This window comes from Citricoccus alkalitolerans (genome assembly GCF_039528175.1).
GTDB classification, from domain to species: Bacteria; Actinomycetota; Actinomycetes; order Actinomycetales; family Micrococcaceae; genus Citricoccus; species Citricoccus alkalitolerans.
The window spans coordinates 1,741,323-1,765,174 of the sequence record NZ_BAAALH010000002.1 but is presented as its reverse complement, the minus strand read 5'-3'; the positions used below and the strand labels follow the sequence as shown (position 1 = coordinate 1,765,174).

Here is a 23,852-nt window from a genome sequence, read left to right as displayed (position 1 = left end):
ATGCCGCAGACGTCCCGTACCATCTCCGGGGTGTACCGGGAATAGTGCCGCTTGAGGATCTGAAACACCGAACGCGGGTGCTGCAGCGTCTCGTCACGCCGCGGCTTGCTCACGTCGAGCTCGGGGCCGCCCATGCCGTATTGCTGTCCGGCGGCCTCCGTGGTCTCCTCGGCACCGTCCTCCTCGGCCGGGCCGTCGCCGTCGTTCACTGCGGCTGGTGCCGCGTGCGCGGCGCGGTCCGGCTCATAGGACCAGCTGGACATGTCATAGCCACCGGTCTCCGGGTCGAACCCGGAGAACAGGCCGTCCAGATCCTCGGTGTCCCGGAAGTCCTCATTGATGACGGAGGCGGCGTTCGTGTACGCGACCACGTACTCGTTGAACCATTTCTCGTGCTCGATCACGTAGTTGATCAGCGCGCCCAGCAGGACGATGTCCGAGCCGGCTCGGATCGGGACGTGCTTGTCCGCCACGGCCGAGGTCCGGGAGAAACGGGGGTCGACATGGATGACCTTGGCGCCGCGGGCCTTCGCCTCGGTCACCCACTGGAAGCCCACCGGATGGGCCTCGGCCATGTTGGAGCCCTGGATGATGATGCAGTCAGCGTTGGCCATGTCCTGCAGCGTTTGGGTGGCGCCGCCGCGCCCGAAGGAGGTCCCCAGACCGGGAACCGTGGCGGAGTGTCAAATACGGGCCTGGTTCTCGATCTGGATCGCTCCGGCCGCGGTGAAGAGCTTCTTGATCAGGTAGTTCTCTTCGTTGTCCAGAGTGGCCCCGCCGAGGGAGGCGATACCCATGGTGCGCCCGAGATGGCGGCCGTGTTCGTCCACGTCCTGCCACTTGTTGCGGCGTGACTCCAGGAACCGGTCGACCACCATCTCCGTGGCCGTCTCCAGATCCATCTCCTGCCAGTCCGTGGCACGTGGGGCGCGGTACAGGACCGTCGTCTGTCGGGTGTCCGAGTTGACGAGCTGCTCACTGGCCGAGCCCTTGGGGCACAGCCGCCCGCGGGAGATCGGTGACTCCGGATCACCCTCGATCTGGACGACCTTCTCGTCGGTGACGAAGACCTTCTGACCGCAGCCGACGGCGCAGTAGGGGCACACACTCTGGACGGCACGGTCCGCCGTCGTGGTACGCGGGGCGATATCCGTGGTCTTCCTCGACACCACGGAAGAACTGCGGCCCAGAGGGTCACCGCCCAGGAATTGCCGGAGTACCGGCCATCCCATTGAAGTCTTCCGTGACATGCGCCCCACCCTAGTCGATATCAGCCCCCATGTCAGGAACCACCCCACTTCCCTTCCAGTCGTTTCGACCCTAAGATGCAAAGGATCTTAAAGTCCAGTTGACCAGAAGGGGTACAGCGATGGAGCAGGAGCCGGATCCGTCGAGCTCGCCAGGGCCCCAGGGGGCGGGGCGGCCGGGCTCTTCGCCGGCGATCGCCGTGTCCACCGTCATCTTCGCGCTGCGACCGGAAGGCGACGCCGCTGGTTCCACACCATCGCTGTGGACTCCGTTCGTGCTGCGCACGCGTGAACCGCACCTGGACCGCTGGGCTCTGCCCGGGGGGTGGCTTCCGGCAGACGAGGAACTGGAGACGGCCGCCGCCCGAACCCTGGGCGAGACGACCGGGCTGCATCCCAGCTACCTGGAGCAGCTCTACACCTTCGGCGGGGTGGACCGCTCCCCCACCGGCCGCGTGGTGTCCGTGGTCTATTCCGCCCTGGTCCGCACAGACGAGGTGGAACGGTCCGCCCCCGGGGAGAACGTCCGGTGGTTCCGCGCCGACCGGCTGCCCCGTCTCGCCTTCGACCACAACAGGATCGTCGACTACGCCCTGGAGCGCCTGCGCACCAAGGTCGAGTACGCGCACATCGCCCACTCCTTCCTCGGTGAAACGTTTACCCTCGCCCAGCTCCGGTCCGTCCACGAGGCGGTGCTCGGACAAGAGCTCGACGCCGCGAACTTCCGCCGCTCCATGGCCGCCTCCTCCGACATCGTGGCCACCGGTGAACTGATGGCCGGCACCCCGCACCGGCCGCCCAAGCTCTACCGCTACCAGACGCACGCCACCCGGCACCGTGACATCCAGCCCGAGAACCCCACCGAAGAAAGGGTCCGACCATGACGGCCCATCCCACCACCGTCCGCCAGCACTCCCCCGCCGAGGCGCCCTCCTCAGTCGGATCTCCGATCAACGCCTCCGTGGACCGGACCCTGAAGCTCATCGCCGCCGGCTCCGCCAGCGGGTCCTCCTGCGCACCCACCTTGGACTCCGCACCCTGGACCCTCGACGCCGGCCCGGCCGGATCGCTGCCCGAGCCCGGCTATGGCCCCGGGGCCTCGCAAGACGATCCGCTGCCAGGGGCGGCACCCCGTCAGGGTCTGCTGCCGGCCTCCTACCGGGACGCCACCGAGGAGGAACTCCACGGGCGCATCCGCACGGCCAAGGCAGAACTCGGTGACCGCGTGGTGGTACTGGGCCACTTCTACCAGCGTGATGAAGTGGTGGCCCATGCCGATTTCGTGGGTGACTCCTTCCAGTTGGCCAAGGCCGCGCGCACTCGCCCCCAGGCCGAGGCGATCGTCTTCTGCGGCGTGCACTTCATGGCCGAGACCGCCGACCTGCTCTCCACGCCCGAACAGTCCGTGATCCTGCCCAACCTCGCCGCTGGCTGTTCCATGGCAGACATGGCCGACCTCGATTCCGTCACGGACTGCTGGGAGCAGCTCGAGGAGATCTACGGGACCGCACCGGACGCTGATGGCAGGGCGCCGGTCATCCCGGTGACCTACATGAACTCCTCCGCGGCACTCAAGGGCTTCGTGGGCCGTCATGGCGGGATCGTCTGCACGTCCTCGAACGCGGCACAGGTGCTGGAGTGGGCCTTCGAGCGCGGCCAGCGCGTGCTGTTCTTCCCAGACCAGCACCTCGGCCGCAACACCGCGAAGGCGATGGGTATCCCCTTGGAGCAGATGCCCCTGTGGAATCCGCGCAAACCGCTGGGCGGCAGCACCGAGGACGAGTTGATGCAGGCCACTGTGCTGCTGTGGCACGGCTTCTGCTCGGTCCACAAGCGCTTCACGGTCGCCCAGATCGAGAAGGCCCGGGCCGACTTCCCCGACGTGCACGTGATGGTGCACCCGGAATGCCCCATGCCTGTGGTGGACGCCGCTGATTCCTCGGGGTCCACGGACTTCATCGTCAAGGCCATCGAGGCGGCTACCGCCGGGTCCACCTTCGCCATCGGCACAGAGATCAACCTGGTCCAGCGGCTGGCGGCGCAGTACCCGCAGCACACGATCTTCTGCCTGGACCCGGTGATCTGCCCGTGCTCCACCATGTACCGCATCCACCCCGGCTATCTGGCCTGGGCGCTGGAATCACTCCTGGACGGCGAGGTCGTCAACCAGATCACCGTGTCCGAGGACGTGGCCGAGCCGGCACGCCTGGCCCTGGAACGGATGCTGTCCGTGGTTCCGGCTGGGGCGGGACGATGACGGGTCTCCGGCACATCGACGCCCTCGTCACCGCGGCTCTCGATGAGGACGCTCCCTGGGGTGACCTGACGTCTGAGGCTCTCCTCCCGGCGGATGCCACCCTCGAAGCCAGGCTGGTGGCCCGTGAACCTGGCGTGTTCAGCGGCTCCGAGGTGTTCGCGGCAGCCTTCCGGCTCGTCGATCCGCGGATCCGTGTCCGACTGCTGGCCGCGGACCGCGAGCGCTTCCAGTCCGGCGACGTACTGGCCGAACTCGCCGGTCCGGCCCGCGGCATCCTCCGGGCGGAACGGATCGGACTGAATTTCGTCCAGCGCATGTCCGGCATCGCCACGCAGACCGCCCGCTTCGTCGCCGCCGTGGCCGGCACCCGGGCGCGGATCGTGGACACCCGCAAGACCACCCCCGGGTTACGCCTGCTGGAACGTCAAGCCGTGCGCGACGGCGGCGGGCACAACCACCGCACGACGCTCTCGGACGCGGTCATGGTCAAAGACAATCACCTCGCGGCGGTGGCCGGTGCCGGACTGTCCGTCACCGAGGCACTGGTGCAGATGCGTGCCCGTCTCCCGCACACCACGCATGTGGAGGTCGAAGTGGATCGCTTGGACCAGATCCCGGCCGTCGTGGCGGCCGGGGTGGACACCGTGATGCTGGACAACTTCACCCTCGACGGGTTGCGCCAGGGTGTGGCCATGATCGGTGGCGCTGCCCTCGTGGAGGCCAGCGGCGGGGTGGACCTGGATTCCGTGGCCGGGATCGCGGCCACCGGCGTAGACGTCATCTCCGTCGGCGCACTGACACACTCGGTCCGGTCCCTGGATCTGGGACTGGACGTCGCCCCGGGGGAGGCCTCGCGCGAGCCGGCCATCGCGCCATGATCTACGCGGACCATGCCGCCACCACGCCGGTGCGCCGAGAGGCGATGGAGGCCATGTGGCCGTATCTGACGGGGCAGTTCGGCAACCCCTCCAGCCATCACACGGTGGGTGAGGCGGCAGCTGCAGGGCTGGAGGCAGCCCGGTCCTCCATCGCCCAGTCCCTGGGAGTCCGGGCCGGTGATCTGGTCTTCACCGGCAGCGGGACGGAGGCGGACAACCTGGCAGTCAAGGGGATCGCCCTCGGCCGCCCCGGCGGTCGGCATCTCATCACCAGCCCGCTTGAACACGAGGCGGTCCTGGCCTCCGCCGACCACCTCGTCCGCCTGCACGGCTTCGAGGTCGACTACCTCACACCCGAGCGGGACGGATCGGTGTCCGCCGACGAGCTGGCCGGACTGATCCGGTCCGACACCACCCTGGTGTCCGTGCAGTACGCCAACAACGAGATCGGCACCGTCCAGCCACTGGCCGACCTGGCGCAGGTGACTCGGGCAGCCGGGGTGCCCTTCCACACCGACGCCGTCCAAGCCGCCGGGTGGTTGCCCCTGAACGTGGCTGCGCTGGGCGTCGATGCCCTGAGCCTGTCCGGGCACAAGCTCGGCGCTCCCAAGGGCATCGGCCTGCTCTGGGTCCGCGGGCGCTTCGCCCTGGAGCCCGTGTTGCACGGTGGTGGGCAGGAACGGGGCCGCCGCAGTGGCACCCAGAACGTGCCCGGAGCCGTGGCCCTGGCCGCCGCCCTCACCGCCGCCGAGGCCGAGCGCGAGGCCGTCGCCACACGGCTGACCGGGCTCCGCACCCGGTTCACCTCTACCGTGCTGGCCCAGGTGCCAGGCGCCCAGCTGACCGGTCCCGCGGAACGGCGCCTGCCGGCGTCGGCGTCCTTCGTCTTCGAGGGGACCGGCGGCGAAGCCGTCCTGCTGGAGCTGGAACGCCGGGGCATCCTCTGCTCCTCAGGATCGGCCTGTGCGGCCGGTTCGGACGACCCCTCCCACGTCCTGACGGCCCTGGGCCTACCGGACGATCTGGCCCGGACCGCCGTACGGTTCACCTTTGGGCCCGAGACCACGGAGGCTGAAGCCAAGGGGGCCGCTCGGGCGGTGGCCGAGTCCGTGGCGGCCATCCGCGGACTCTCCCACCGGCTCACGAACTGACGCTCCACCAGCACCTTCCAGCGCTCTCCAGCAGGCGTCCAGCAACCACCGTGGTCAGCGAACCGTCAGCCCTTACCGGCCGGGATGAGCCTCCCGTAGCGTGTCGCGCATCACAGGCCGCCCCGGCTCGGGAGCGATGAACGGAGAACACCATGACCAATAACGTCTACAACGTGACCGAGCTCGTCGGCACCTCCCCTGACGGCATCGACGCCGCCGTCACGAATGCCGTCACGGAGGCCGGTAAGACCCTGCGAAACCTCGACTGGTTCGAGGTCCAGTCGGTGCGCGGTCACCTCTCGGACGGCAAGGTCGCCGACTGGCAGGTCACCCTCAAGATCGGTTTCCGTCACGAGGGCTGACGCCCAGCTCCTCCGCGTGCTCGCTGATGACGCGCGCGAGGTCGATGTCCCGGCTGGTGATGCCGCCGACGTCGTGACTGGACAGCGTCACGGCCACCTCGGGATAGGTGAGGGTCAGGTCCGGATGGTGGTCGGCCTCCTCCGCGGAGGCCCCGATGCGGTTCACGAATTCCAGACCGGTGGTGAATCTCTTGGTGGCGAACTGTGCCGTCAGGGTCTCCTCCACCAGGTGCCAGCCGGTGAGGCCGGCGTCGGCGATCTCGGACGGGGTCAGTTTCTGCTTCGGATCACTCATGGACCCATCCTGCCGCCGGCCCGGGCCGAGATCCACCTCTGGCCGGTCAGCGGCCAGAACACTGACGGCAGCGGCAGCGGCAGCGCCAGCCCGGGCGTCTTCGTGTCCGCGGCACCGGGATAGTGCCCTACCGTGGTGGAATGCTCCAACGCCTCACCGCCCGCGCGTTCTGGACGTTCAGCCGGTGGAAGCTGGTCTCCGAGCCCGCGCCGGACCGGCCCACCGTCCTCATCGGCGCCCCGCATACCTCCAATTGGGACTTCGCGTTCATGCTCGCCATCGCCTGGCAACTGGGCATCGAGGTGCGCTGGCTCGGGAAGAAGAGCCTGTTCCACGGCTGGCGCGGACCGATCATGCGCCGCCTCGGCGGCATTCCTGTGGACCGCGCCGATCCCGGCCGCGTCGTCTCCGAAGTGGTCGAACGGGTCCGCTCCGGGGAGGTCTTCGGCCTGGTGGTGACTCCGGACGGCACCCGCAGTGCACACGCGTACTGGAAGTCCGGTTTCCATCGCATCGCCCTCGAGACGGGAATGCCGGTTACCCTCGGCTTCGTCGACCGTTCTACCATGACCACCGGCCTGGGCCCGAGCTTCGAACTGACCGGAGACGTCGGCACTGACATGGAACGCATCCGCGCCTTCTACGAGGACAAGACCGGTTTCCATCCCGAGCTGCGTGTGGAACCGCGGCTGCGCGAGGAAGACGAGGCCGACTGACCGCCACCCCCGACGTGGCAGCGCCCACGGCCTCGATCCGGCACACTCGTGGTGTGGACGACCTGCATATACCTCCCGGACCGGGCGTGCCCCGCGGTCTCCGAGTTCCCGCGGGGGAGCTGCTCGAGCAGTTCTCCCATGCCTCCGGCCCCGGTGGTCAAGGCGTCAACACCACCGACTCCCGGGTGCAGCTCAGCTTGGACCTGGCCACGACGACGGCCCTGAACGAGGCCCAGCGCGAACGTGCCCTTGACCGGCTCGCCGGTAGGCTCACGGGCACCGTCCTCACCATTAACGCGGCGGAACACCGGTCGCAGCGGCGCAACCGCGCGGCAGCACGGCAGCGCCTCTCGGCACTGCTGCGCGAGGCGCTGGTGCCGGCGATCGCACGAAGACCGACCCGGCCCACCCAAGGCTCACAGCGGCGCCGGATCGAGGCCAAACGTCAGCGCGGGGAGACGAAGCGCCACCGCAGACGTCCTGACCGCGATTGACCACTCACGCTGGTTGAGGCGTCCACCCCTGAACAGGAGCAGCCCGATGACCACGCCATTCGATCTCGAGTACCCCTTCACCGGCCGGTGGCTGGTCCAGAACAGCCCGGCGAATCGGGTGCCAAGCCACGGCACCGCGCAATTCGGCCTGTCCCACGCGATCGATTTCGTCCCGGTGGACGACGCCGGCCGGTCAGCCCCGTACACGCTCACCTCCTTCCTGCGGCCGGAACCGGCGGCGTTGTTCCCGGGGTTCGGCCGGCCGCTGATGGCCCCGGTCGACGGCATCGTGGTCGGCGTGCACGGCGAGGAGCCGGACCACCGATCACACCGTGGCCTCCCGTCGATCGGATACGCCGTGACCCAGCGGCGGCGCTTGAGTGGCGGGTGGCTGGGGTTGAGCGGCAACCATGTGCTCATCGAGACCCGGAGTGCCGACGGCCGTGTGGCCGTCGTCGTGCTCTGCCATCTCCAGCTGGGCAGTCCTGTGGTCAGGCCGGGACAGTCGGTCAAACGAGGAGAGGTTGTGGGTCGGTGTGGGAACTCCGGGAACAGCACGGAGCCACACGTGCACGTCCACGCCGTGGACGGGCGGGACATCAGCCAGGCCAGGGCCGTGCCGATCTCTTTCCATGGCAGCCTCCCCCGCAATGGTGAGATCGTGGACGCGGGTTGACCACACGTCCCTGAGGATCGTGCTCGGGTCCCGGCACGGGGTCAGAGTTCGGTGACCCGGCCCGAGTCCACGTTCCACCGTCGGTCGGTCCTGACCGTGGAGAGCATCCTCCGGTCGTGCGTGACCAGCAGCAGCGCACCCTCGTAGGACTCGAGGGCCTGTTCGAGCTGCTCGATGGCCTCCAAGTCCAGGTGGTTCGTCGGTTCGTCAAGGACCAGCAGGTTGACTCCCCGTGCCTGGAGGAGGGCCAGCCCCGCGCGCGTACGCTCCCCCGGTGAGAGATCGTCCACCGGGCGGTTCACATGCTCGGCCCGCAACCCGAACTTTGCCAGGAGCGTTCGCACCTCCGCGGCAGTCTGGTCGGGGACGAGCTCCTCGAAGGTGGCGGCGAGCGGCTGGGGCCCCGCCAGCAGGGAACGTGCCTGGTCGACCTCCCCGATCCGCACGCTCGCCCCCAGGCTCGCGGAACCCTCCTCGGGGAGCTGATGGCCGAGCAGTCCGCGTAGCAGCGTCGATTTACCGGCGCCATTCGGCCCGGTGATGCCGACGCGCTCCCCCGCATTCACCTGGAGCGAGACCGGCCCGAGCGTGAAGCTCCCCTGCCGGAACACCGCTGCACTGAGCGTCGCGACCACGGAACTGGAACGAGGTGCCGCACCGATGGTGAACTCGAGACGCCACTCCTTGCGCGGTTCTGCCACCTCCTCGAGCCGCGCGATCCGGCTCTCCATCTGCCGCACCTTCTGGGCCTGCTTCTCACTGGACTCCGTGGAGGCCCTGCGCCGGATCTTGTCATTGTCCGGCGCCTTCCGCAGGGCATTGCGCACACCCTGGCTGGACCACTCCCGCTGGGTCCGGGCACGCGAGACCAGGTCAGCCTTCTGCCCGGCGAATTCCTCATACTGCTCCCGCAGGTGCCGGCGGATCGTCGCGCGTTCCTCCAGGTACGAGTCGTAGCCGCCGCCGTACACGCGGTTCGAGTTCTGCACCAGATCGAGCTCGAGCACCTTCGTCACGCTGCGCGCCAGGAACTCGCGATCATGGCTGACCAGCACCACACCGCCGCGGAGACCGCGCACAAAGTCCTCGAGTCGCTCCAGACCGTCCAGGTCGAGGTCGTTGGTCGGCTCGTCCAGCAGCACGAGGTCGAAACGGGACAGCAACAGGGCCGCCAGGCCGACGCGGGCGGCCTGGCCTCCAGACAAAGAGGTCATCGGTGCCTGCCCGGCCGAGGTGTCGCCGAGGTCGAGTCCGAGGTCCGCCAGCACCAGGGGAATCCGCTCGTCCAGGTCGGCCGCGCCGCTGGCCAGCCAGCGGTCCAGCGCCGATGAGTACGCCTCCGCGGCCACCTCGGCGGCTGCGGGATCTGCGAGGGCCTCGGCCGCCGCGTCCATCTGGCGGGTCGCCTCGGCGCATCCGGTGCGACGGGCGATGTAGTCGGCAACGGTCTCGCCGACCAACCGCTCATGCTCTTGGGGGAGCCACCCGACGAAGGCGTCGGCCGGGGCCAGGGCCACGGTTCCCGCCTGCGGCTGGTGCACGCCGGCGAGCATCTTCAGCAACGTCGACTTTCCGGCCCCGTTCGCGCCCACCACCCCGACCACGTCACCGGGGGCGACGGTCAGGTCCAGCTCGTCGAAGAGCGTGCGGTGGCCGTAGCCGCCGGCCAATCCCGTGGCCACGAGTGTTGCGGTCATTTTTTACTCCTGTCCGAGGCGGGCAGCATCCATTCCACCGCCCCATCAAGTCTCCACCAGAATCCGCAGCGTGATGGGCACGTGCTCTGGCCGTCCACCCGCGGGGGATCACTTGCGACGCACCAGAGCTCGAGTGGTGACCAGCAGACCGATCACGGTCCAGAGAGCCAGGACCAGCAGGTCACGCCCGTCCGCGGCGTAGGTGTCCGAGGCGATACCGGCACGCATCAGATCCGCAGCCGGTTGAATGGGCAGGACGGCATGCAGGGCCTGAAACCAGTCAGGTAGCTGGCTCGCGGGAAACGTGATCGGCGAGAACAGCAAGACGAAGAAGACCAGGACCTGCGAGGCCAACTGGGCCAGCATCGGCGGCAAGGTCACCGCGATCGCGTATCCGACGGCCGTCGCCATGGTCGTCACCAGCACCGAGGCGAGAAGGAGCAGCGGCCAGTCGAACGAGTAGGTCAAGTCATAGCGCAACCATGCCACGAAGAGCCCGATGACCACCCCGGGCAGCGCGATGAGTGTCCACACCACCAAATCGACCGTCAGCACCAATGGTCGGGAGACCGGCAGGGCCCGTTGGTAGTCCAACGCTCCAGACGCCCTGGCTCGGGCCACACCCTGCGGAACGATGACCAAGCCGATGGTCAGCAGGAGGATGGTCGGCGCTCCGGAGGAAAGGAAGAGTGCGCTCTCCGCGGTGATCTCGGGAATCAGGAAGCCGAACCCGATCACGATTCCGGCGGCCAGCATGGCTTGAATGACCACGATGAGCGGCAGCATCGAGCCGATGGATGCCAACGACCACCGCATCATCGCCAGGAAGGCGACCCACAGGCTCACCTGAGCTGGGGCGACTGGCCCGTCCTGGAGGTTCGGCGATGCCGGCGTGGCTACTGGTTCAGACATGGTCCGCCTCCTGTCCGGTCAATCGGGCATCGGGGCCGGCTGGAGCCGTGAGAGCCAGATAGGCATCTTCGAGTGTCGCAGGCGACAGCGAGAATCCTGCGATCCGGCCACCGGCGTGCTGCGAGGCCGCCCAGGCGACGGCGGAGGCCGCCTTGTCCGCCTCGACCGTGAGCAGCGTTCGCCTCCCGGTCCGCACCCGCCGACGCACCGGAAGACCCAACCCTTCCTCGGACGGGTCCCTGCCGTCAGGAATCAATTGCAGTTCCACCCGCAGGTCACTGTCCTGCGTTCCGCGCAGGGTTGCCGGCGATCCTTGGGCGACGAGTCGACCACGCTCCAGGACGACCAGCTCGTCCACGACCCGTTCAGCCTCTGCGACGTTGTGCGTGACCAGCAGGACGCCGCTACCGAGGTCGCCACGGCGGCGCACAGCGTCCCACAGCAGGCGACGCCTCATGGCATCGATATCGTTCGTCGGTTCATCCAGGATGAGTAGGGGAATTGGCGCTGCCACCGCCATGGCGAAACCCGTCAGCCGCCGAATGCCTCCGGACAGGCCTCCCCCTTCCGGCAGCGCCCGTTGGTCCATCCACTGGCCGATGTCGAGCTCCTCGCCCAGGTCCGTGGCGGCCGCACGGGCATCGCGTGACGAGAGCCCCCGGATGCGGCCAGCGATCTCGATCGCCGATCGCGGAGTCAGGCCGTCCAGCGGGGTCTGCGCCTGGGGCTGCAGGGCGACGTACCGGCGCGCCACTCCCGGGTTCTGCACAGCATCGATGCCACCCACCTGGATCTCACCGGCGTCAGGCTTCAGCAGCCCGACGACCTGGGAGACCAGCGTGGATTTGCCGGCGCCGTTGTGGCCCAGCAGGCCGACGACCTCCCCAGACCGCACCCGGACGGAGATCTGGTCATTCGCCACGGTGTGACCAAAGCGGCGGGTGAGATCGGTGATGCGTAAGACATCTCGGGTCATGCCGACTCCTCGAATACCGTTGGTATGTGAATACCGACAGTATGGGGATACCGTGAGTACGTCAAGCTCCCGAACCGATCTATCCTGAGCAGATGGCACAACTCCGCGACCCCCTTTCACGTCAGGACCGTCAGCAACAGACGCGGGAGGCGTTGATCGTCGCGGCCCGCGGCGTCTTCTCTGAGGATGGTTATCACGGGGCGAGCCTTGACCGGATCGCACGCGAAGCCGGCTTCTCCAAGGGCGCGGTGTACTCGAACTTCAGCGGCAAACCCTCCCTGTTCCTGGCCGTCATGGACCAGAATCTGGAACTCGCGAAAGCTGATGTGCGTGATCCTTTCGAGCAACCGGCCAATCCAGCGTCAACCGGGCGGGACCTGGCGGCGCGAGAGGGATACCCGCTTGAAGCGACCCAGGGTTTCGCCCTGGCCACACTGGAATTCATCGCCAGTGCAGCTCGTGACACGAAACTCGCCCCTCAGCTGCACCATCGCCTCTCCACTGTCCTCAGCCACTACAGCGAGATCGCCCAGATGGCCCGTCCGGACGACGAGACGCTCCCCGCTTCCGACGTCGGGAAGCTCCTGGCCGCGCTCGACCAGGGTGCCGGCCTGATCCTGTTGGCTGGCGACGTCCTTCCGGATCCAGCAGTCTTCTATGCCGGGATGCGCCGCTTGATCGACCCGGCGAGAGCCGCCTCCGAGGGACGGACCGGGGGCTGACCCCGCCCTCCCCCGCCTTGCGCAGTCGCAAAAGGCCGTGGCGGCCGGAGAGGGGTTGAAGCCACTCCACGCCAGGTATTCGACGCCGCCGTTCAGGCGGACCGGTGCGGAGACGGTGCGTGCACCACGCTTGGGAGATGGCCGGGATGACCTGAAGACCGAACCCGATTCTGCGCTCAGGCACGCTCGATAGGGAACCAGAGGTCACACGTCGCCGTGCTGAAGTCCGCGGCTCGCCCGAGCACCGCGACGAAGGATGGCCCCGGCCGCAATCGCCAAGGGTTCGACGGGAACCACTCGGCCGCCGATGCCGCGTTAGCGGACTGAAGGGACGAAGGGTACTCGCCGATAGTACGTAAGACCACCCATGTTCCCCCTGCAACCTTGATCTCCTGGAGGTCCGGAGGGACGTCGGCGCCGACGTCGACCGCGACACCGTGCATATAGGTCAGCTCACTACCCTCCGCGTAATCGGGATCGCCCTGCGCGCTCACTTGCAACAGGCATGCGGGGTCCGTCACGCTGAGCTGTTTCAGACGTTCGTGCTCCGCGACGGGCAGGGACGCGACGAAGTGCTGAATGTGGGGGTTGACACCTTCGTGGATCAGCGGCACGCGGACTGCGTGTCCGATCAAGCGGAAGGCCGGACGTTCGATGATTCGGGCGTCCATGGGAGCGCTCCCTTCTCCGGTCAGGTGGAACCTGAGCTGTGGATAGTTCAGAAGGGGGCCGCCGTCCCGGCGGACATCGCCATGACTCACACCGTGCACGGCACGGAACGCTCGACCGAACGCTTCCGTGGATCCGTATCCGTACCGAACAGCAATCGTAAGGAAATCCTCGTCACCGACCACATCCGCAACGGCGACAGTCATGCGCCGACGACGTACGTGCTCGGACACCGTCAGGCCCGCGAGCGATCAGAACATGCGACAAGCGTGATAGCCCGTTGTCCCCAACGTCGCGGCGAGCGCGTTCACGTCGATGTCATCGACGATGCGCTTCTCGATCTCGTCGACGACGCGATTAGCATCGGCATCTGTTCGGGAGCCGAGCACCGGCCCGTTGACGGAGCCATCTCCAGGGCGCGAGGGAGCTGTGCCCGGTCTGACGGAATGAACTTCGACCTCGCCCCGTCACGCCAGGTGTCATAGCGTGTCCCCATGCCAGTGTCCAAGAACGCCATCCTCACCATCGCCGCCGATGGTGTCGGGGCCGTCTCCGCATCCCTCGGTGGGTTCCTGACCATCACACCGCTCAGGGCCGGGCGATGGCTCGGGTTGGCGGACACCGACGTCAAACGTCGTCGTGTGCTCGGAACCGCAGATCTTGCCCTCGGCATCACGATCATCGTCGGCCGATCTTCACGTTGGCAGTGGCGTGCCGTGGCGATACGAGCCCTGCTCCACCTCGCGTTCGCGCGCGAGTACAAGAGAAACAATGGTCGGCACAAAGCTGTCGCGATGTGTGCACTGCTCATCATCGACGCAGGGATTGCTATCGGGCTCCGCAAAGCATGTCGTTTCGTCTGAGCAGATTCGCGGCGTCGGTTTACGCGAGCAAGAGACGTTGTACCGGAACGCGACCCGGTTCCGGCGCGAACTAACCTCTGCTTGTGATCCGAACGAACCGCGTTCGGATCACAAGCAGAGCGAGTGGCCTCGTTCCTATCGATTTCACCGCCCAGCGAGTGTTGACCGGTCTGATCCGATATCAACAACATGTGCCATTCGTCCGGCGTCAAGGATGCGGTCGTTGTTCCACAACCACACGTGTTCGGCGTGCTTTACGCGGGGATGTAGTCGAACGTGTCGGGGTCGGGGCCCGTGCGCAGCCCCTTGTTCAGCGACGACAGGGCAGCGACGTCTTCATCCGTAAGCTCGAAGTCGAACAGCTGGAAGTTCTCTTCGACCCGGGCACGCGTGACCGACTTCGGGAAGACAACGTTGCCGAGCTGGATGTGCCAGCGCAACGTGACCTGGGCGGTCGACTTGCCGACGCGCTCGGCGATCGCCGTGATGACAGGGTCGTTCAGAACGGCGCCCTGAGCAATGGGCGACCAAGCCTCGGTGGTGATGCCGTTGGCGGATCCGAAGGCGCGCACGGCCTCATTGGTCAGGTAGGGGTGCACCTCGATCTGGTTGACGGCCGGCTTCTCGCCCGTCGCGTCGATAATGCGCTCGAGGTGCGGAACCTGGAAGTTCGAGACACCGATGGCGCGAGCGAGGCCCTGCTCGCGAATCTCGACCATGGCCTTCCACGTCTCGACGTAGTCGACGTCGGTCGTGGGGAGAGGCCAGTGAATGAGGAAGAGGTCCATCGGCTCGCCACCGAGGCGTTTCACCGAGGACTCGGCCTCGCGCAGTGCGTCGCCGCGGCGGTGGAAGCCATTGTTGAGCTTGCTCGTGACGAACATGTCGCCACGGGCGAGATCGGAGGCGGCGACAGCGTCGCCGACGCCCTGCTCGTTGCCGTACATCTGCGCCGTGTCGATGTGGCGGTAACCGACCTCGAGGGCCGCCTCGACGGCGGCCTGGGTGTCGGCCGGCGGAATCTGGTATACGCCAAAGCCCAGCTGGGGAATGCTGACGCCCTCGGCGATCTGGATTTCGGGAATCGAATTCATGTATCTCTCGTCTCTTTTCTGATGATGCTTGAGCGGTGTTATCGGGAAGCAAGGCGCATATGGATGGGCCTTGCCCGCCTCAGAAGGCCGAGGACCCGGCGTCGACGGACAGCACGGTACCGGTGACGAACGACGCACGCGGGGAGGCGAGCCACACTGCGGCCTGCGCAGCCTCGTCGGGATCGCCCAGACGCTTGATGGCCTGGAGCACGACGAGGTCGTCACGGGCCTCTTCTGAGAGTTCCTGGAGCATGGGCGAGTCGATGGCAGCGGGGGCGACGGCGTTGATGCGCACGCCGGTGTCGCCATACTCGACCGCGACCGACTTCGTGAGCCCGACGACGGCATGCTTCGACGACGCATACCCCGCGTATCCGGCGAGTCCGCGGATGCCGGCGGCGCTGGCCATGTTGACGATCGCGCCCGATCCCTGCGGGATCATGATCTCGAGCTGCGCCTTCATGCCGAGGAAGACACCCTTGGTGTTGATGTTCATGACCCAGTCGAACGCCGCCTCCGTGATGTCGAGGAACGGGGTCTCCTGCTCGACACCCGCGTTGTTGAAGGTGAAATCGAGAGAGCCGAACTCGGTGACGACGGCGGAGGCGGCGCGACGCTGGTCGTCGAGCGACGTGACGTCGATGTACTCGATGTGCGCGGAACCGCCGATGGCGCGGATCGCCTCCGCGGTCTCCTCGAGGCGTTCGCGTTGGGTGGGGAGATCGGCGATGACGACTGTCGCGCCTTCGCGACTGCACGCGAGTGCTGCGGCGCGCCCGATGCCGCCGGCAGCTCCCGTGATGAGGCCGTTGAGGTGTTCAAGCAACACGTGGGGGTCCTTTTCGGGGTCGTGGGTGCGCCGCTCGCGTGGCGGAGCGACCACCTCACTATATGTACTTTCGTACATTAAGTAAACTGGTCCACGACACAACGGTGACGGTCGGCGAGTGACCGGGACGCAAGGAGACCAGATGGCACGACCGGCGAACGCCGCGAATGATCCGGAGCGTGGCGCGCGCATTCTCGACGCCGCACTCGACGTCATCGCGGAGCGAGGAGTGCAGGGCGCATCGCATCGCGCGATCGCGACACAGGCGGGGGTTCCACTGGGGTCGCTGACCTATCACTTCGGCGGGATCACCGACATCCTCGAGCAGGCGTTCGCACGACTCGCCGATTCGATCGAGAGCGTTCACCGCAGCGGTGTAGCCGCAGCGACTGACCGCGAGGCCGCCTGCCACGCCGTCGCCGACTTCGTGATGGATCCAGTCGTGTCCGGCCGCAAACGCTTCGTGCTCATGATGCAGATGTACGCCTATGCGACTCAGAACGAGAGGGTCGCGCAGGTGCTGCGGGACTGGCAACGCCAGGTGTACGTGACGCTCGAGAATCACTTCAGCCCCGATTCGGCGCGAGCAATCGCGTCAGTAGTGGAAGGGTGTGTGATGCACCGCCACTTCGATGCAGAAGATCAGGCACTGACGCGAGTGTCGGTCCTGACGGCGGTTGAAGCTCTCTCGCGCCCCTAAGGAATCGCGCGTGCGGATATCACTGCCGGGGCGCTCGCCGTCAACTGATCGCACAGTCCGCACAACGGGAGCACAAAGCGACGGGGCCCTGTCGAAGGACAAGATCGGCGGGCCTCCAGCACGTCACCAGTGCTCACACGTTGAAACGAAATTCAACCACGTCCCCGTCCTGCATCACGTACTCCTTGCCCTCCATGCGCACCTTGCCGGCGGCCTTGGCATCGGACATGGAACCCGCGGCCACCAGGTCGTCGAAGGAGACGATCTCGGCCTTGATGAAGCCGCGTTCGAAGTCGGTGTGGATCACGCCGGCGGCCTTCGGGGCGGTATCGCCCTTGCGGATGGTCCAGGCGCGGGCCTCCTTGGGGCCAGCTGTGAGGTAGGTCTGCAGGCCGAGGGTGTGGAAGCCGGTGCGAGCCAGCTGGTCCAGGCCGGACTCCTCCTGCCCGTTCATCTCCAGCATCTCGCGGGCCTCCTCCTCGTCCAGCTCCACGAGGTCGGACTCGAGCTTGGCGTCCAGGAACACGGCATCGGCCGGCGCCACCAGGTCGCGCAGCTCCTGCTGCCTGGCAGCGTCACCCAGCACGCCGTCGTCGGCGTTGAAGACGTAGATGAACGGCTTGGCCGTCAGCAGGCTGACCTCGCGGAGGCGGTCCATGTCCAGCTTCTCGGAGTCGATCGCCGAATAGATGGTGTCCCCGCGCTCGAGCACGGTCTGGGCGGCCTGCAGGGCCTCGAGCTCAGCCGCCTCACGCTTCTTGCCCTTGACTTCCTTCTCGACGCGCGGGATCGCCTTCTCGAGGGTCTGCAGGTCCGCGAGGATCAGCTCGGTGTTGATGGTCTCCATGTCCGAGGCGGGGTTGATCTTCCCATCCACGTGGATGACGTCCGGATCGTCGAAGGCGCGGACCACCTGGGCGATCGCGTCCGACTCCCGGATGTTGGCCAGGAACTGGTTGCCCAGCCCCTCCCCCTCGGAGGCGCCCTTGACGATGCCGGCGATGTCAACGAAGGAGACGGTGGCCGGCAGGATCTTCTGCGAGCCGAAGATGCCCGCCAGGGTGTCAAGCCGTTGGTCCGGGAGATTCACCACCCCGACGTTGGGTTCGATCGTGGCGAACGGATAGTTCGCCGCGAGAACGGTCTGGCGGGTGAGTGCGTTGAAGAGGGTGGACTTGCCAACGTTGGGCAGGCCGACGATTCCGATAGAGAGAGCCACGGTTGTCCATGGTACCGGTGACCGATAGCGTCGAGTGCGTGACTGACCAACCAGAACAGACCACCAACCCAACCACCGACCCCGCGGCCGTCCCCGGCCCCGTGGTGAACGGAGAGAACGGGGACAGCGGAAACACCGCCGACTCGACGACGGACCCGAACCTGGTCGCCGCCGGAACCCCGCTGCCCGAGGGGCAGCCCCAGCCGCCCTCCGAGCGCATCTCCCCTCTCGTCTTCCTGGCCATCGAGCAGGCGCTCGAGTTCGCCTCCGAGGGATCTGATGCCGTGGCGCCATTCCTGCTGGGCTACATCGACGAGGAGCAGAAGGGCATGTGGAAGCTCCCCGGTGCCGACGAAGACCAGATGCGGTCACAGATCGCCCAGTTGGAGCCCCGTCCGGAGATGGCCGTCTCCGTGTTCGACGCCCGCCTCGAGGTCGAGGGCCAGCCGCACGACGCCTTCGTGCTCGAGGCCTTCGACAACGCCGAGGGCGTCTCCGCCACCGTCATCCAGCTGTACTCCCCCGCCGATGCCACCGGTGGGGCCGAGGCCGTCGGTGCCCCGCAGCTGTTCTCCAACGGCGAGAACCTCCTCCGCGCCTGATCGTCACCAGAGCGCTAGTCGTGAGTTGGTGTGCCGAGAAGACACCCCATCGGCACACCAACCCATGACCCGCGTCCGGGCTCCGGTGACGGAGGATGCTCAGATCGCTGGAGCCCGGTCCGCGTAGCGCGTGGCCTCGTCGTAGGCCCGGGCCACGCGCAGCAGGTCCACGTCACGGCCGGGCGCACCCACCAGCTGCAAGCCCACCGGCAACCCCGCCGCCGTGAATCCGCCGGGTACCGAGATGGCCGGACAGCCGGTCGCCGAGATCAGGGTCGCCGAGCGCATCCAGTCCACGTAGGACTCCATCGCCACCCCGGCCACCTCGCTCGGCCACGCCCATGCGGCCGGGAACGGCACCAGTTGCGAGGTGGGCGCGAGCAGCACGTCGAACAAGCCATACCCGGTTGAACCCGCCGCACCGCCCTTGCCAGCCTCAACGGCAGGGCCTCCGGCGCTTCCGGCGGTTCCGAAGAAGCGCGCGATGTCACGGTCCAGCCGGCCCCGCGCGATGGCCACGTCCATGAGGTCCGCCGAGGTCAGCGCCAACCCGCGCTCCACGTTCCAGATGATCTCTTCTTTCACCTGACCCGGGAATTCAGCCACCACATCCCGCAGCGCGAGCGCCATGTCGAAGGCCCGCGTCGCGTCGAAGACCCGGTCCGCCTCGCGCAGCCGCGGGCACGCTTCCTCCACGGTCGCGCCCAGCTCGGCGAACACCTCTGCCTGATCCCGCACGACGGCGGCCACCTCGCCTTCCACGGGCACGCCCAGCCCGAAGTCGGTGGTCACCGCCACCCGGACCCCGGCCAGCGGCCGGTCCGGTGTGGCCTCATTCCGCGTGCGGCCACCTTCAATCAGCCCGCCTCCGGTCCTCCCGTCTCCGAGCGGGCCGGCACCCGCCCGCCCTGCTCCGACCTGACCCACGGATTCGGTGAGGAGTGCGGCGAAGTCTCCGGCCGGCGTCGGGCACGGCGCCGGGACCCTGGCATCCGGTCCGGCGATGACGGAGAGGGCGAGGATCACGTCCTCCACCGAGCGTGCCATGGCGCCCTTCTGGCCGAGCCAGGCGCGGGGGTCCCGCGCGGGGACGCTGGGCACCACACCATGCGAGGCGCGGAAGCCCACGACGTTGTTGAAGGCGGCCGGGTTGCGCAGCGAACCGCCCATGTCCGAGCCATCGGCCAGGGGCTGGATGCGCGTGGCCAGGGTGACGGCGGCCCCTCCCGATGACCCGCCGGCGCTGCGGCCCGGGTCGTAGGGATTGAGTGTGGTCCCGAACACCGTGTTGTAGGTGTGGGAGCCGGCGGCGAACTCCGGGACGTTGTTCTTGCCGGTGGAGATCACTCCGGCGTGCTGGAACCGTTCGACCACCAGGTCGCTCTCCTGGGGCACGAGGTCGGCGAAGATCGGAGAACCGGAGGTGGTGCGAATGCCTGCCGTGGCGTGGGTGTCCTTGTGCGTCATCGGAAGCCCGTGCAATGGCGGCAGGTCCTCCGGGGCCGTGGCGGCGGCTAGGGCATCGGCGGCACGGGCCTGTTCATAGGCATCCTCTCGGACCTGCGTCACCACCACGTTGACGCTTGGATTGACCTCGTCGATCCGAGCGAAGTGGGCGTCCAACACCTCCCGGGCGGAGACCTGACGATGACGCAGTGCGGCGGACAGATCGCGGGCAGACAGGCTCAAGGGGTCCATCCCGGAATCCTATAGTCCGTCTCTAGCCCTCCAGTGCTTTGTGGAAGGCCCGTGCTGCCGTGTCAGAGAACGGGATGAAGACGACCGAGGTGACCGGGCCGGCGTCGGGGCCGACCTTCGCGGTCATCTCGCGGCAGGTCTGCACGGCGATGCGGGCGGCGTCATCCATCGGCCAGCCGTAGACGCCGGCGGAGATCGCGGGGAAGGCCACGCTGCGGGCCCCGAGCCGGGCGGCTACACGCAGGGACTCCCGGTAGCAGGAGGCCAGCGTCTCAGAGTGGTCGATCGTCTTCGCGTACACCGGCCCCACCGTGTGGATGACCCAGCGGGCACTCAGCCGCCCCGCCGTGGTCGCGATGGCTTGGCCGGCCGGCAGACCGTCCGGCAGCTCCGTCTCGCGCAGCCGCCTGCACTCGGCGAGGATCTCCGGACCGCCACGGCGGTGGATGGCCCCGTCCACGCCCCCGCCGCCGAGCAGGGTGGAGTTCGCGGCATTGACGATCGCGTCCACGGACTGTTCCGTGATGTCCCCGGGTTCGATGCGCAGTTCCATGCCCCGATGGTGACATGTCACCTCAGTGCGCCGCGAGAGGTCCCGAGTCCTGCACTCACCGTTGCCGCTCATCCCTGCCGCACTCCCCTGCACTCCCGGCCCTCACCCATGACGGATGTCATGGAGCATCGGTGACGCCCGGCAGATCCGCTGTGAGGCCCGGTTCCACAGACTGGACGCATGAACACCACAGCCCCCAGCACCGTCCCGGGCACCGTCCCCCCTTCCGGCCAGCGATCCCCCGCTGCCGGCGCCAACTCTGCCGGCACCGGCACCGCCCTCCACGCCACCGGAGTCCACCGTCAGTTCGGCAGCGGGGCCGGCACCGTGCGGGCCGTCAACGGCGTCGACCTGCAGATCGAGCGAGGCGAGATCGTGGCACTGCTCGGTCCCAACGGCGCCGGCAAGACCACCTTCCTCGACCTGGTCCTCGGCTTCGCCGCCCCGACCTCCGGCTCCCTCACCGTCCTCGGAATGCCTCCGAAGCAGGCCGTGCTCGAGGGCCGGGTCGGCGCAGTGCTCCAGACCGGTGGCCTGCTAAGCGACCTGACGGTCAAGGAGACCGTGTCCATGGTCGCCGCCTGCCAGCCCCGCCACATCCCGGCCGAGACAGCCCTCGAGCGGGCCGGCGCGGCACAGATCGCGGGCCGCAAGGTCCGCAAGTGCTCCGGCGGCGAGCAGCAGCGGCTGCGCTTCGCCCTCGCCCTGCTGACCGACCCCGACCTGCTGCTCCTGGACGAGCCCACCGCCGGCATGGACGTCCGGGCCCGCAAGGAGTTCTGGGAGACCATGCAGGCCGAGGCTGAACGCGGCCGGACGGTCGTCTTCGCCACCCACTTCCTTCAGGAGGCCTCGGACTTCGCCGACCGGATCGTGTTGATGCGCGCCGGCCGCAAGGTGGTGGACGGCCCCGTGGAGGAGGTCCTCGACACTGGTCACCGCACGGTCTTGTGTGTGTGGGACGGCCCCGGGACGCCCGAGGAGGCCGCGGTCAAGCTGGGACTTCCCGACGCCGTCGCGCACCAGAACGGTCGGGTGCGGTTCACCGCACAGGACACGGACCGGCTCGCCGGCTTCCTGCTCTCCGCGGGACTGGCCCACGATCTCACCATTGCGGCGGCCTCACTGGACGAGGTCTTCCTCGATCTCACGTCCGACGTCGCCACGGAAGGAACCCTGACATGAGCACCACCGTTTCCCCCCAGATTCAGCAGAGCCAGCACGGCCGGAGGAGGTCCCGACTGCGGATCATCACCGCCTTCGCCGGCTGGGAATTCCTCCGCAACGCCCGGATGGTGGAGTCCACCTTCTTCATCGTGGTCCTGCCCACCGTGCTCTATCTGATGTTCGGCGCCCTGTCCGCCTTCGGGGAGAGCCAGGTCGGCAACGGCACCATCGCCACCTACAACATGACCGCCATGACCGTGTACGGCGCCACGATGGCGACGAGTGTGATCGCCGGGTCGGCCGCTCTGGAACGCCAACAGGGGTGGGGCCGGCAGTTGGGCCTGACCGGTCTGACGAGCACGGGCTACATGCTCGGCAAGGTCCTCGTGGCCCTCGGCATCGCCCTGCTGCCGATCGTGGTGGTCTTCACCGTCGGCTCCCTGACGGGTGCGGCCTTCGACGAGGCGTGGATGTGGCCGGCTTCCGGCGCCTTGGCGCTGCTCGGGGCCGTTCCCTTCGCGCTCTACGGGCTCGCGGCGGCCCTGCTGTTCCGCTCGGAGGCGGCCGTCTCGGCGGCATCCGGCATCCTCGTGGTCCTCGCGTTCTTCGGCAACCTGTTCATGCCGCTGTCCGGCACCCTGCTGGAGATCGCCCGATTCACACCCGTGTACGGCATCGCCGCTCTGGCGCGGTGGCCACAGCTGGAGGGCACGGTCGTCAGCATGGAAGACGGCGGTGCCCCGATCAGCGACCCGTTGTGGGCCATCGTGCTAAACGTAGTGGCATGGACCATCCTGTTCGCCGCGATCTGCCTGATCGCCTCCCGCCGTTCCACCCGGCGAGGCTGAGCTGATGCCCCGCGGGGCCAGGACCAGGCCGGAAGGGCCCGAGGGGTCGGAGGCGCCTGAAGGGTCCGAGGGGCCCGCCGGTCGGATCACCGTCCAGCCGGCGGGTCCCTACGGGGTCGGCGAATGGCCCGAGGTCCCCCTGAAGGCCAACGAACGGGGGCCCGTCCTCATCACGGCCGGAGTCTGGCTGGTCTTCCTGGTGGTGCCGCTGGTGGCCATGGTCACCGGGGACGCTCCGCTCGGGACGAAGGTGCTCGGCTGCGCCGGCCTGGCGGCCTTCGTCGTGGCCTACATGGGGCATTTCATCTGGCCCTGGCCCTGGCGCACTCTGCCGCATTGGGTGAACACCGCTGCGGTCACCGCCGTCCTGCTCCTCTGCGTCCTCGCCACCATCCCGGCAAGTGGTCTCAACTCCTTCAACTTCCTGCCGTTCACGTTGGCGATCTGGATCTTTCCGCACCGGCTCAGGATCGGCCTCCCGGTCTCCGTGGCCCTTTCAACGGCCTGGGTCGTGGTGGCCCTGAGCGTGGACGCCGGCGGCAGCCGCTTCTGGCTGATCGTACCCACCGTCATGGCCCTGGTCATCATGCTCGCGTTGCGCCTGGCCATGGAACGCGAGGAGCGTTCCCGCATCCTCGGTGAGGAACTGGCCCTCTCCCGTCAGCGCGAACGGGTCGGCCGGGACGTGCACGATGTCCTGGGCCATTCCCTCACCGTCATCACCCTGAAGACGGAGCTGGCCCGCCGGCTGGTGGACACCAACCCGGAGCAGGCCAAGTCCGAGCTCGATGAGGTGCTGGAGTTGTCCCGGCAGTCCCTGGCCGAGGTCCGCACCACCGTAGGCGGGCTGCACGCCCCCGACCTGGGCGCCCAGCTCGCCTCCGCCCGCACCGCCCTTCAGGCCGCCGGCATCACGTTCCGCCTGCCGGAGGTTGCCTCCGTCGCCGGATACCGGTCCGAGCGCCGCGAACTCTTCGCGTGGTGCCTCCGCGAGGCCGTCACCAATGTCATCCGCCACTCCGGGGCCACGCACTGTTCGGTCACCATCACCGCGGACCGGCTCACCGTGGCCGACGACGGCACCGGAATCGGCGCGTCGGCCTCGCCCGGCAACGGGCTCAGCGGCATGCGCCATCGGGTCACGGAGGCCGGCGGTAGCCTCTCACTGAGTCAGGTCCATCCGGGGTCGGACCGACCGGGTACAACGCTGGAGGTCCACCTGTGACG

At 67.9% G+C, this 23,852-nt stretch carries 25 protein-coding genes and 1 pseudogene; 15 read left to right on the top strand and 11 right to left on the bottom strand.

The genetic code is table 11. The features are described from left to right. On the bottom strand, positions 1–1,250 hold a 1,250-nt coding region (locus ABD134_RS14040), incomplete at its 3' end, for a molybdopterin-dependent oxidoreductase (RefSeq protein WP_344230455.1). A gap of 119 nt (positions 1,251–1,369) precedes the next feature. Here ABD134_RS14040 and ABD134_RS14035 point away from each other — a divergent pair. The 5 genes from ABD134_RS14035 (at position 1,370) to ABD134_RS14015 (ending at position 5,895) form a co-directional block, all read left to right on the top strand. Next, entirely contained in the window at positions 1,370–2,131 is a 762-nt protein-coding gene (locus ABD134_RS14035; protein WP_344230453.1) for an NUDIX hydrolase, read from the top strand. Next, positions 2,128–3,504, top strand: coding sequence for a quinolinate synthase NadA (gene nadA, locus ABD134_RS14030; RefSeq protein WP_344230451.1), 1,377 nt, complete (start codon positions 2,128–2,130; stop codon positions 3,502–3,504). The genes ABD134_RS14035 and nadA overlap by 4 nt, the downstream gene beginning before the upstream one ends. Further along, positions 3,501–4,382, top strand: coding sequence for a carboxylating nicotinate-nucleotide diphosphorylase (nadC, locus tag ABD134_RS14025; protein WP_344230449.1), 882 nt, complete (start codon positions 3,501–3,503; stop codon positions 4,380–4,382). Before nadA ends, nadC begins: the two co-directional genes overlap by 4 nt. Continuing rightward, positions 4,379–5,533, top strand: coding sequence for a cysteine desulfurase family protein (locus tag ABD134_RS14020; protein WP_344230447.1), 1,155 nt, complete (start codon positions 4,379–4,381; stop codon positions 5,531–5,533). The genes nadC and ABD134_RS14020 overlap by 4 nt, the downstream gene beginning before the upstream one ends. A gap of 152 nt (positions 5,534–5,685) precedes the next feature. Next, positions 5,686–5,895: a dodecin gene (locus ABD134_RS14015; RefSeq protein WP_344230445.1), complete on the top strand. Its 210-nt coding sequence runs from the start codon at positions 5,686–5,688 to the stop codon at positions 5,893–5,895. Here ABD134_RS14015 and ABD134_RS14010 read toward each other — a convergent pair. Then, positions 5,867–6,190, bottom strand: coding sequence for a 4a-hydroxytetrahydrobiopterin dehydratase (locus ABD134_RS14010; protein WP_344230443.1), 324 nt, complete (start codon positions 6,188–6,190; stop codon positions 5,867–5,869). The genes ABD134_RS14015 and ABD134_RS14010 overlap by 29 nt on opposite strands. Positions 6,191–6,330: 140 nt before the next feature. On the opposite strand from ABD134_RS14010, the gene ABD134_RS14005 reads away from it, so the two are divergent. From ABD134_RS14005 to ABD134_RS13995, 3 genes are read left to right on the top strand one after another with little or no spacing between them, the layout of a single operon-like run. After that, entirely contained in the window at positions 6,331–6,906 is a 576-nt protein-coding gene (locus ABD134_RS14005; RefSeq protein ID WP_344230441.1) for a 1-acyl-sn-glycerol-3-phosphate acyltransferase, read from the top strand. Between the two features lie 53 nt (positions 6,907–6,959). Next, entirely contained in the window at positions 6,960–7,400 is a 441-nt protein-coding gene (gene arfB, locus ABD134_RS14000; protein WP_344230439.1) for an alternative ribosome rescue aminoacyl-tRNA hydrolase ArfB, read from the top strand. Positions 7,401–7,446: 46 nt separating this feature from the next. After that, positions 7,447–8,076, top strand: coding sequence for a M23 family metallopeptidase (locus ABD134_RS13995; RefSeq protein ID WP_344230437.1), 630 nt, complete (start codon positions 7,447–7,449; stop codon positions 8,074–8,076). Between the two features lie 41 nt (positions 8,077–8,117). On the opposite strand, the gene ABD134_RS13990 is transcribed toward ABD134_RS13995, so the two are convergent. The 3 genes from ABD134_RS13990 to ABD134_RS13980 all read right to left on the bottom strand — a co-directional run bounded on the left by ABD134_RS13990 (position 8,118) and on the right by ABD134_RS13980 (position 11,661). Then, entirely contained in the window at positions 8,118–9,773 is a 1,656-nt protein-coding gene (locus ABD134_RS13990; RefSeq protein ID WP_344230435.1) for an ABC-F family ATP-binding cassette domain-containing protein, read from the bottom strand. Between the two features lie 108 nt (positions 9,774–9,881). Next, on the bottom strand, positions 9,882–10,685 hold the full coding sequence (locus ABD134_RS13985) for an ABC transporter permease (RefSeq protein WP_344230433.1): 804 nt from the start codon (positions 10,683–10,685) through the stop codon (positions 9,882–9,884). Further along, the gene (locus ABD134_RS13980) at positions 10,678–11,661 is read right to left on the bottom strand and encodes an ABC transporter ATP-binding protein (RefSeq protein WP_344230431.1); all 984 of its coding nucleotides are present in this window, start codon (positions 11,659–11,661) and stop codon (positions 10,678–10,680) included. The genes ABD134_RS13985 and ABD134_RS13980 overlap by 8 nt, the downstream gene beginning before the upstream one ends. A 92-nt stretch (positions 11,662–11,753) precedes the next feature. Here ABD134_RS13980 and ABD134_RS13975 point away from each other — a divergent pair, with 92 nt between their 5' ends. After that, complete coding sequence (locus ABD134_RS13975; RefSeq protein ID WP_344230429.1) at positions 11,754–12,383, top strand: TetR/AcrR family transcriptional regulator; 630 nt, start codon at positions 11,754–11,756, stop codon at positions 12,381–12,383. A gap of 176 nt (positions 12,384–12,559) precedes the next feature. Here ABD134_RS13975 and ABD134_RS13970 read toward each other — a convergent pair. Continuing rightward, positions 12,560–13,441: pseudogene (locus tag ABD134_RS13970) on the bottom strand (AraC family transcriptional regulator). 111 nt (positions 13,442–13,552) lie between these two features. Here ABD134_RS13970 and ABD134_RS13965 point away from each other — a divergent pair. Then, positions 13,553–13,915, top strand: a complete 363-nt coding sequence (locus ABD134_RS13965) for a hypothetical protein (protein WP_344230427.1) — start codon at positions 13,553–13,555, stop codon at positions 13,913–13,915. Positions 13,916–14,169: 254 nt separating this feature from the next. On the opposite strand, the gene ABD134_RS13960 is transcribed toward ABD134_RS13965, so the two are convergent. Together ABD134_RS13960 and ABD134_RS13955 are read right to left on the bottom strand one after the other, a co-directional pair. Beyond that, positions 14,170–15,009 (bottom strand): aldo/keto reductase, encoded by an 840-nt coding sequence (locus tag ABD134_RS13960; protein WP_344230425.1) that lies wholly within the window; start codon positions 15,007–15,009, stop codon positions 14,170–14,172. 79 nt (positions 15,010–15,088) lie between these two features. Continuing rightward, positions 15,089–15,838, bottom strand: coding sequence for an SDR family NAD(P)-dependent oxidoreductase (locus tag ABD134_RS13955; protein ID WP_344230423.1), 750 nt, complete (start codon positions 15,836–15,838; stop codon positions 15,089–15,091). Between the two features lie 142 nt (positions 15,839–15,980). Here ABD134_RS13955 and ABD134_RS13950 point away from each other — a divergent pair, with 142 nt between their 5' ends. Next, a complete protein-coding gene (locus tag ABD134_RS13950) occupies positions 15,981–16,538 on the top strand; it encodes a TetR/AcrR family transcriptional regulator (protein WP_344230421.1) in 558 nt (185 codons plus the stop codon). Positions 16,539–16,671: 133 nt separating this feature from the next. Here ABD134_RS13950 and ychF read toward each other — a convergent pair whose 3' ends face one another. Further along, positions 16,672–17,757, bottom strand: coding sequence for a redox-regulated ATPase YchF (gene ychF, locus ABD134_RS13945; protein WP_344230419.1), 1,086 nt, complete (start codon positions 17,755–17,757; stop codon positions 16,672–16,674). Between the two features lie 38 nt (positions 17,758–17,795). On the opposite strand from ychF, the gene ABD134_RS13940 reads away from it, so the two are divergent. Next, positions 17,796–18,359, top strand: coding sequence for a hypothetical protein (locus ABD134_RS13940; RefSeq protein ID WP_344230417.1), 564 nt, complete (start codon positions 17,796–17,798; stop codon positions 18,357–18,359). A 99-nt stretch (positions 18,360–18,458) separates the two neighbouring features. Here the strand turns inward: ABD134_RS13940 and ABD134_RS13935 are convergent, their stop codons facing one another. Next, positions 18,459–20,057, bottom strand: coding sequence for an amidase family protein (locus tag ABD134_RS13935; RefSeq protein WP_344230415.1), 1,599 nt, complete (start codon positions 20,055–20,057; stop codon positions 18,459–18,461). A gap of 22 nt (positions 20,058–20,079) precedes the next feature. Continuing rightward, positions 20,080–20,610 carry an O-acetyl-ADP-ribose deacetylase gene (locus tag ABD134_RS13930; protein WP_344230413.1) on the bottom strand — a complete coding sequence of 177 codons (531 nt, stop codon included), beginning with the start codon at positions 20,608–20,610 and terminating at the stop codon, positions 20,080–20,082. 180 nt (positions 20,611–20,790) lie between these two features. Here ABD134_RS13930 and ABD134_RS13925 point away from each other — a divergent pair, with 180 nt between their 5' ends. Genes ABD134_RS13925 through ABD134_RS13915 form a run of 3 tightly spaced genes read left to right on the top strand, consistent with a single transcriptional unit; the run spans position 20,791 to position 23,850 of the window. Next, positions 20,791–21,795: an ABC transporter ATP-binding protein gene (locus tag ABD134_RS13925; RefSeq protein WP_344230411.1), complete on the top strand. Its 1,005-nt coding sequence runs from the start codon at positions 20,791–20,793 to the stop codon at positions 21,793–21,795. After that, positions 21,792–22,625, top strand: coding sequence for an ABC transporter permease (locus ABD134_RS13920; RefSeq protein WP_344230409.1), 834 nt, complete (start codon positions 21,792–21,794; stop codon positions 22,623–22,625). The genes ABD134_RS13925 and ABD134_RS13920 overlap by 4 nt, the downstream gene beginning before the upstream one ends. Positions 22,626–22,629: 4 nt before the next feature. Beyond that, positions 22,630–23,850, top strand: a complete 1,221-nt coding sequence (locus ABD134_RS13915; protein WP_344230407.1) for a sensor histidine kinase — start codon at positions 22,630–22,632, stop codon at positions 23,848–23,850. Positions 23,851–23,852 lie beyond the last annotated feature (2 nt).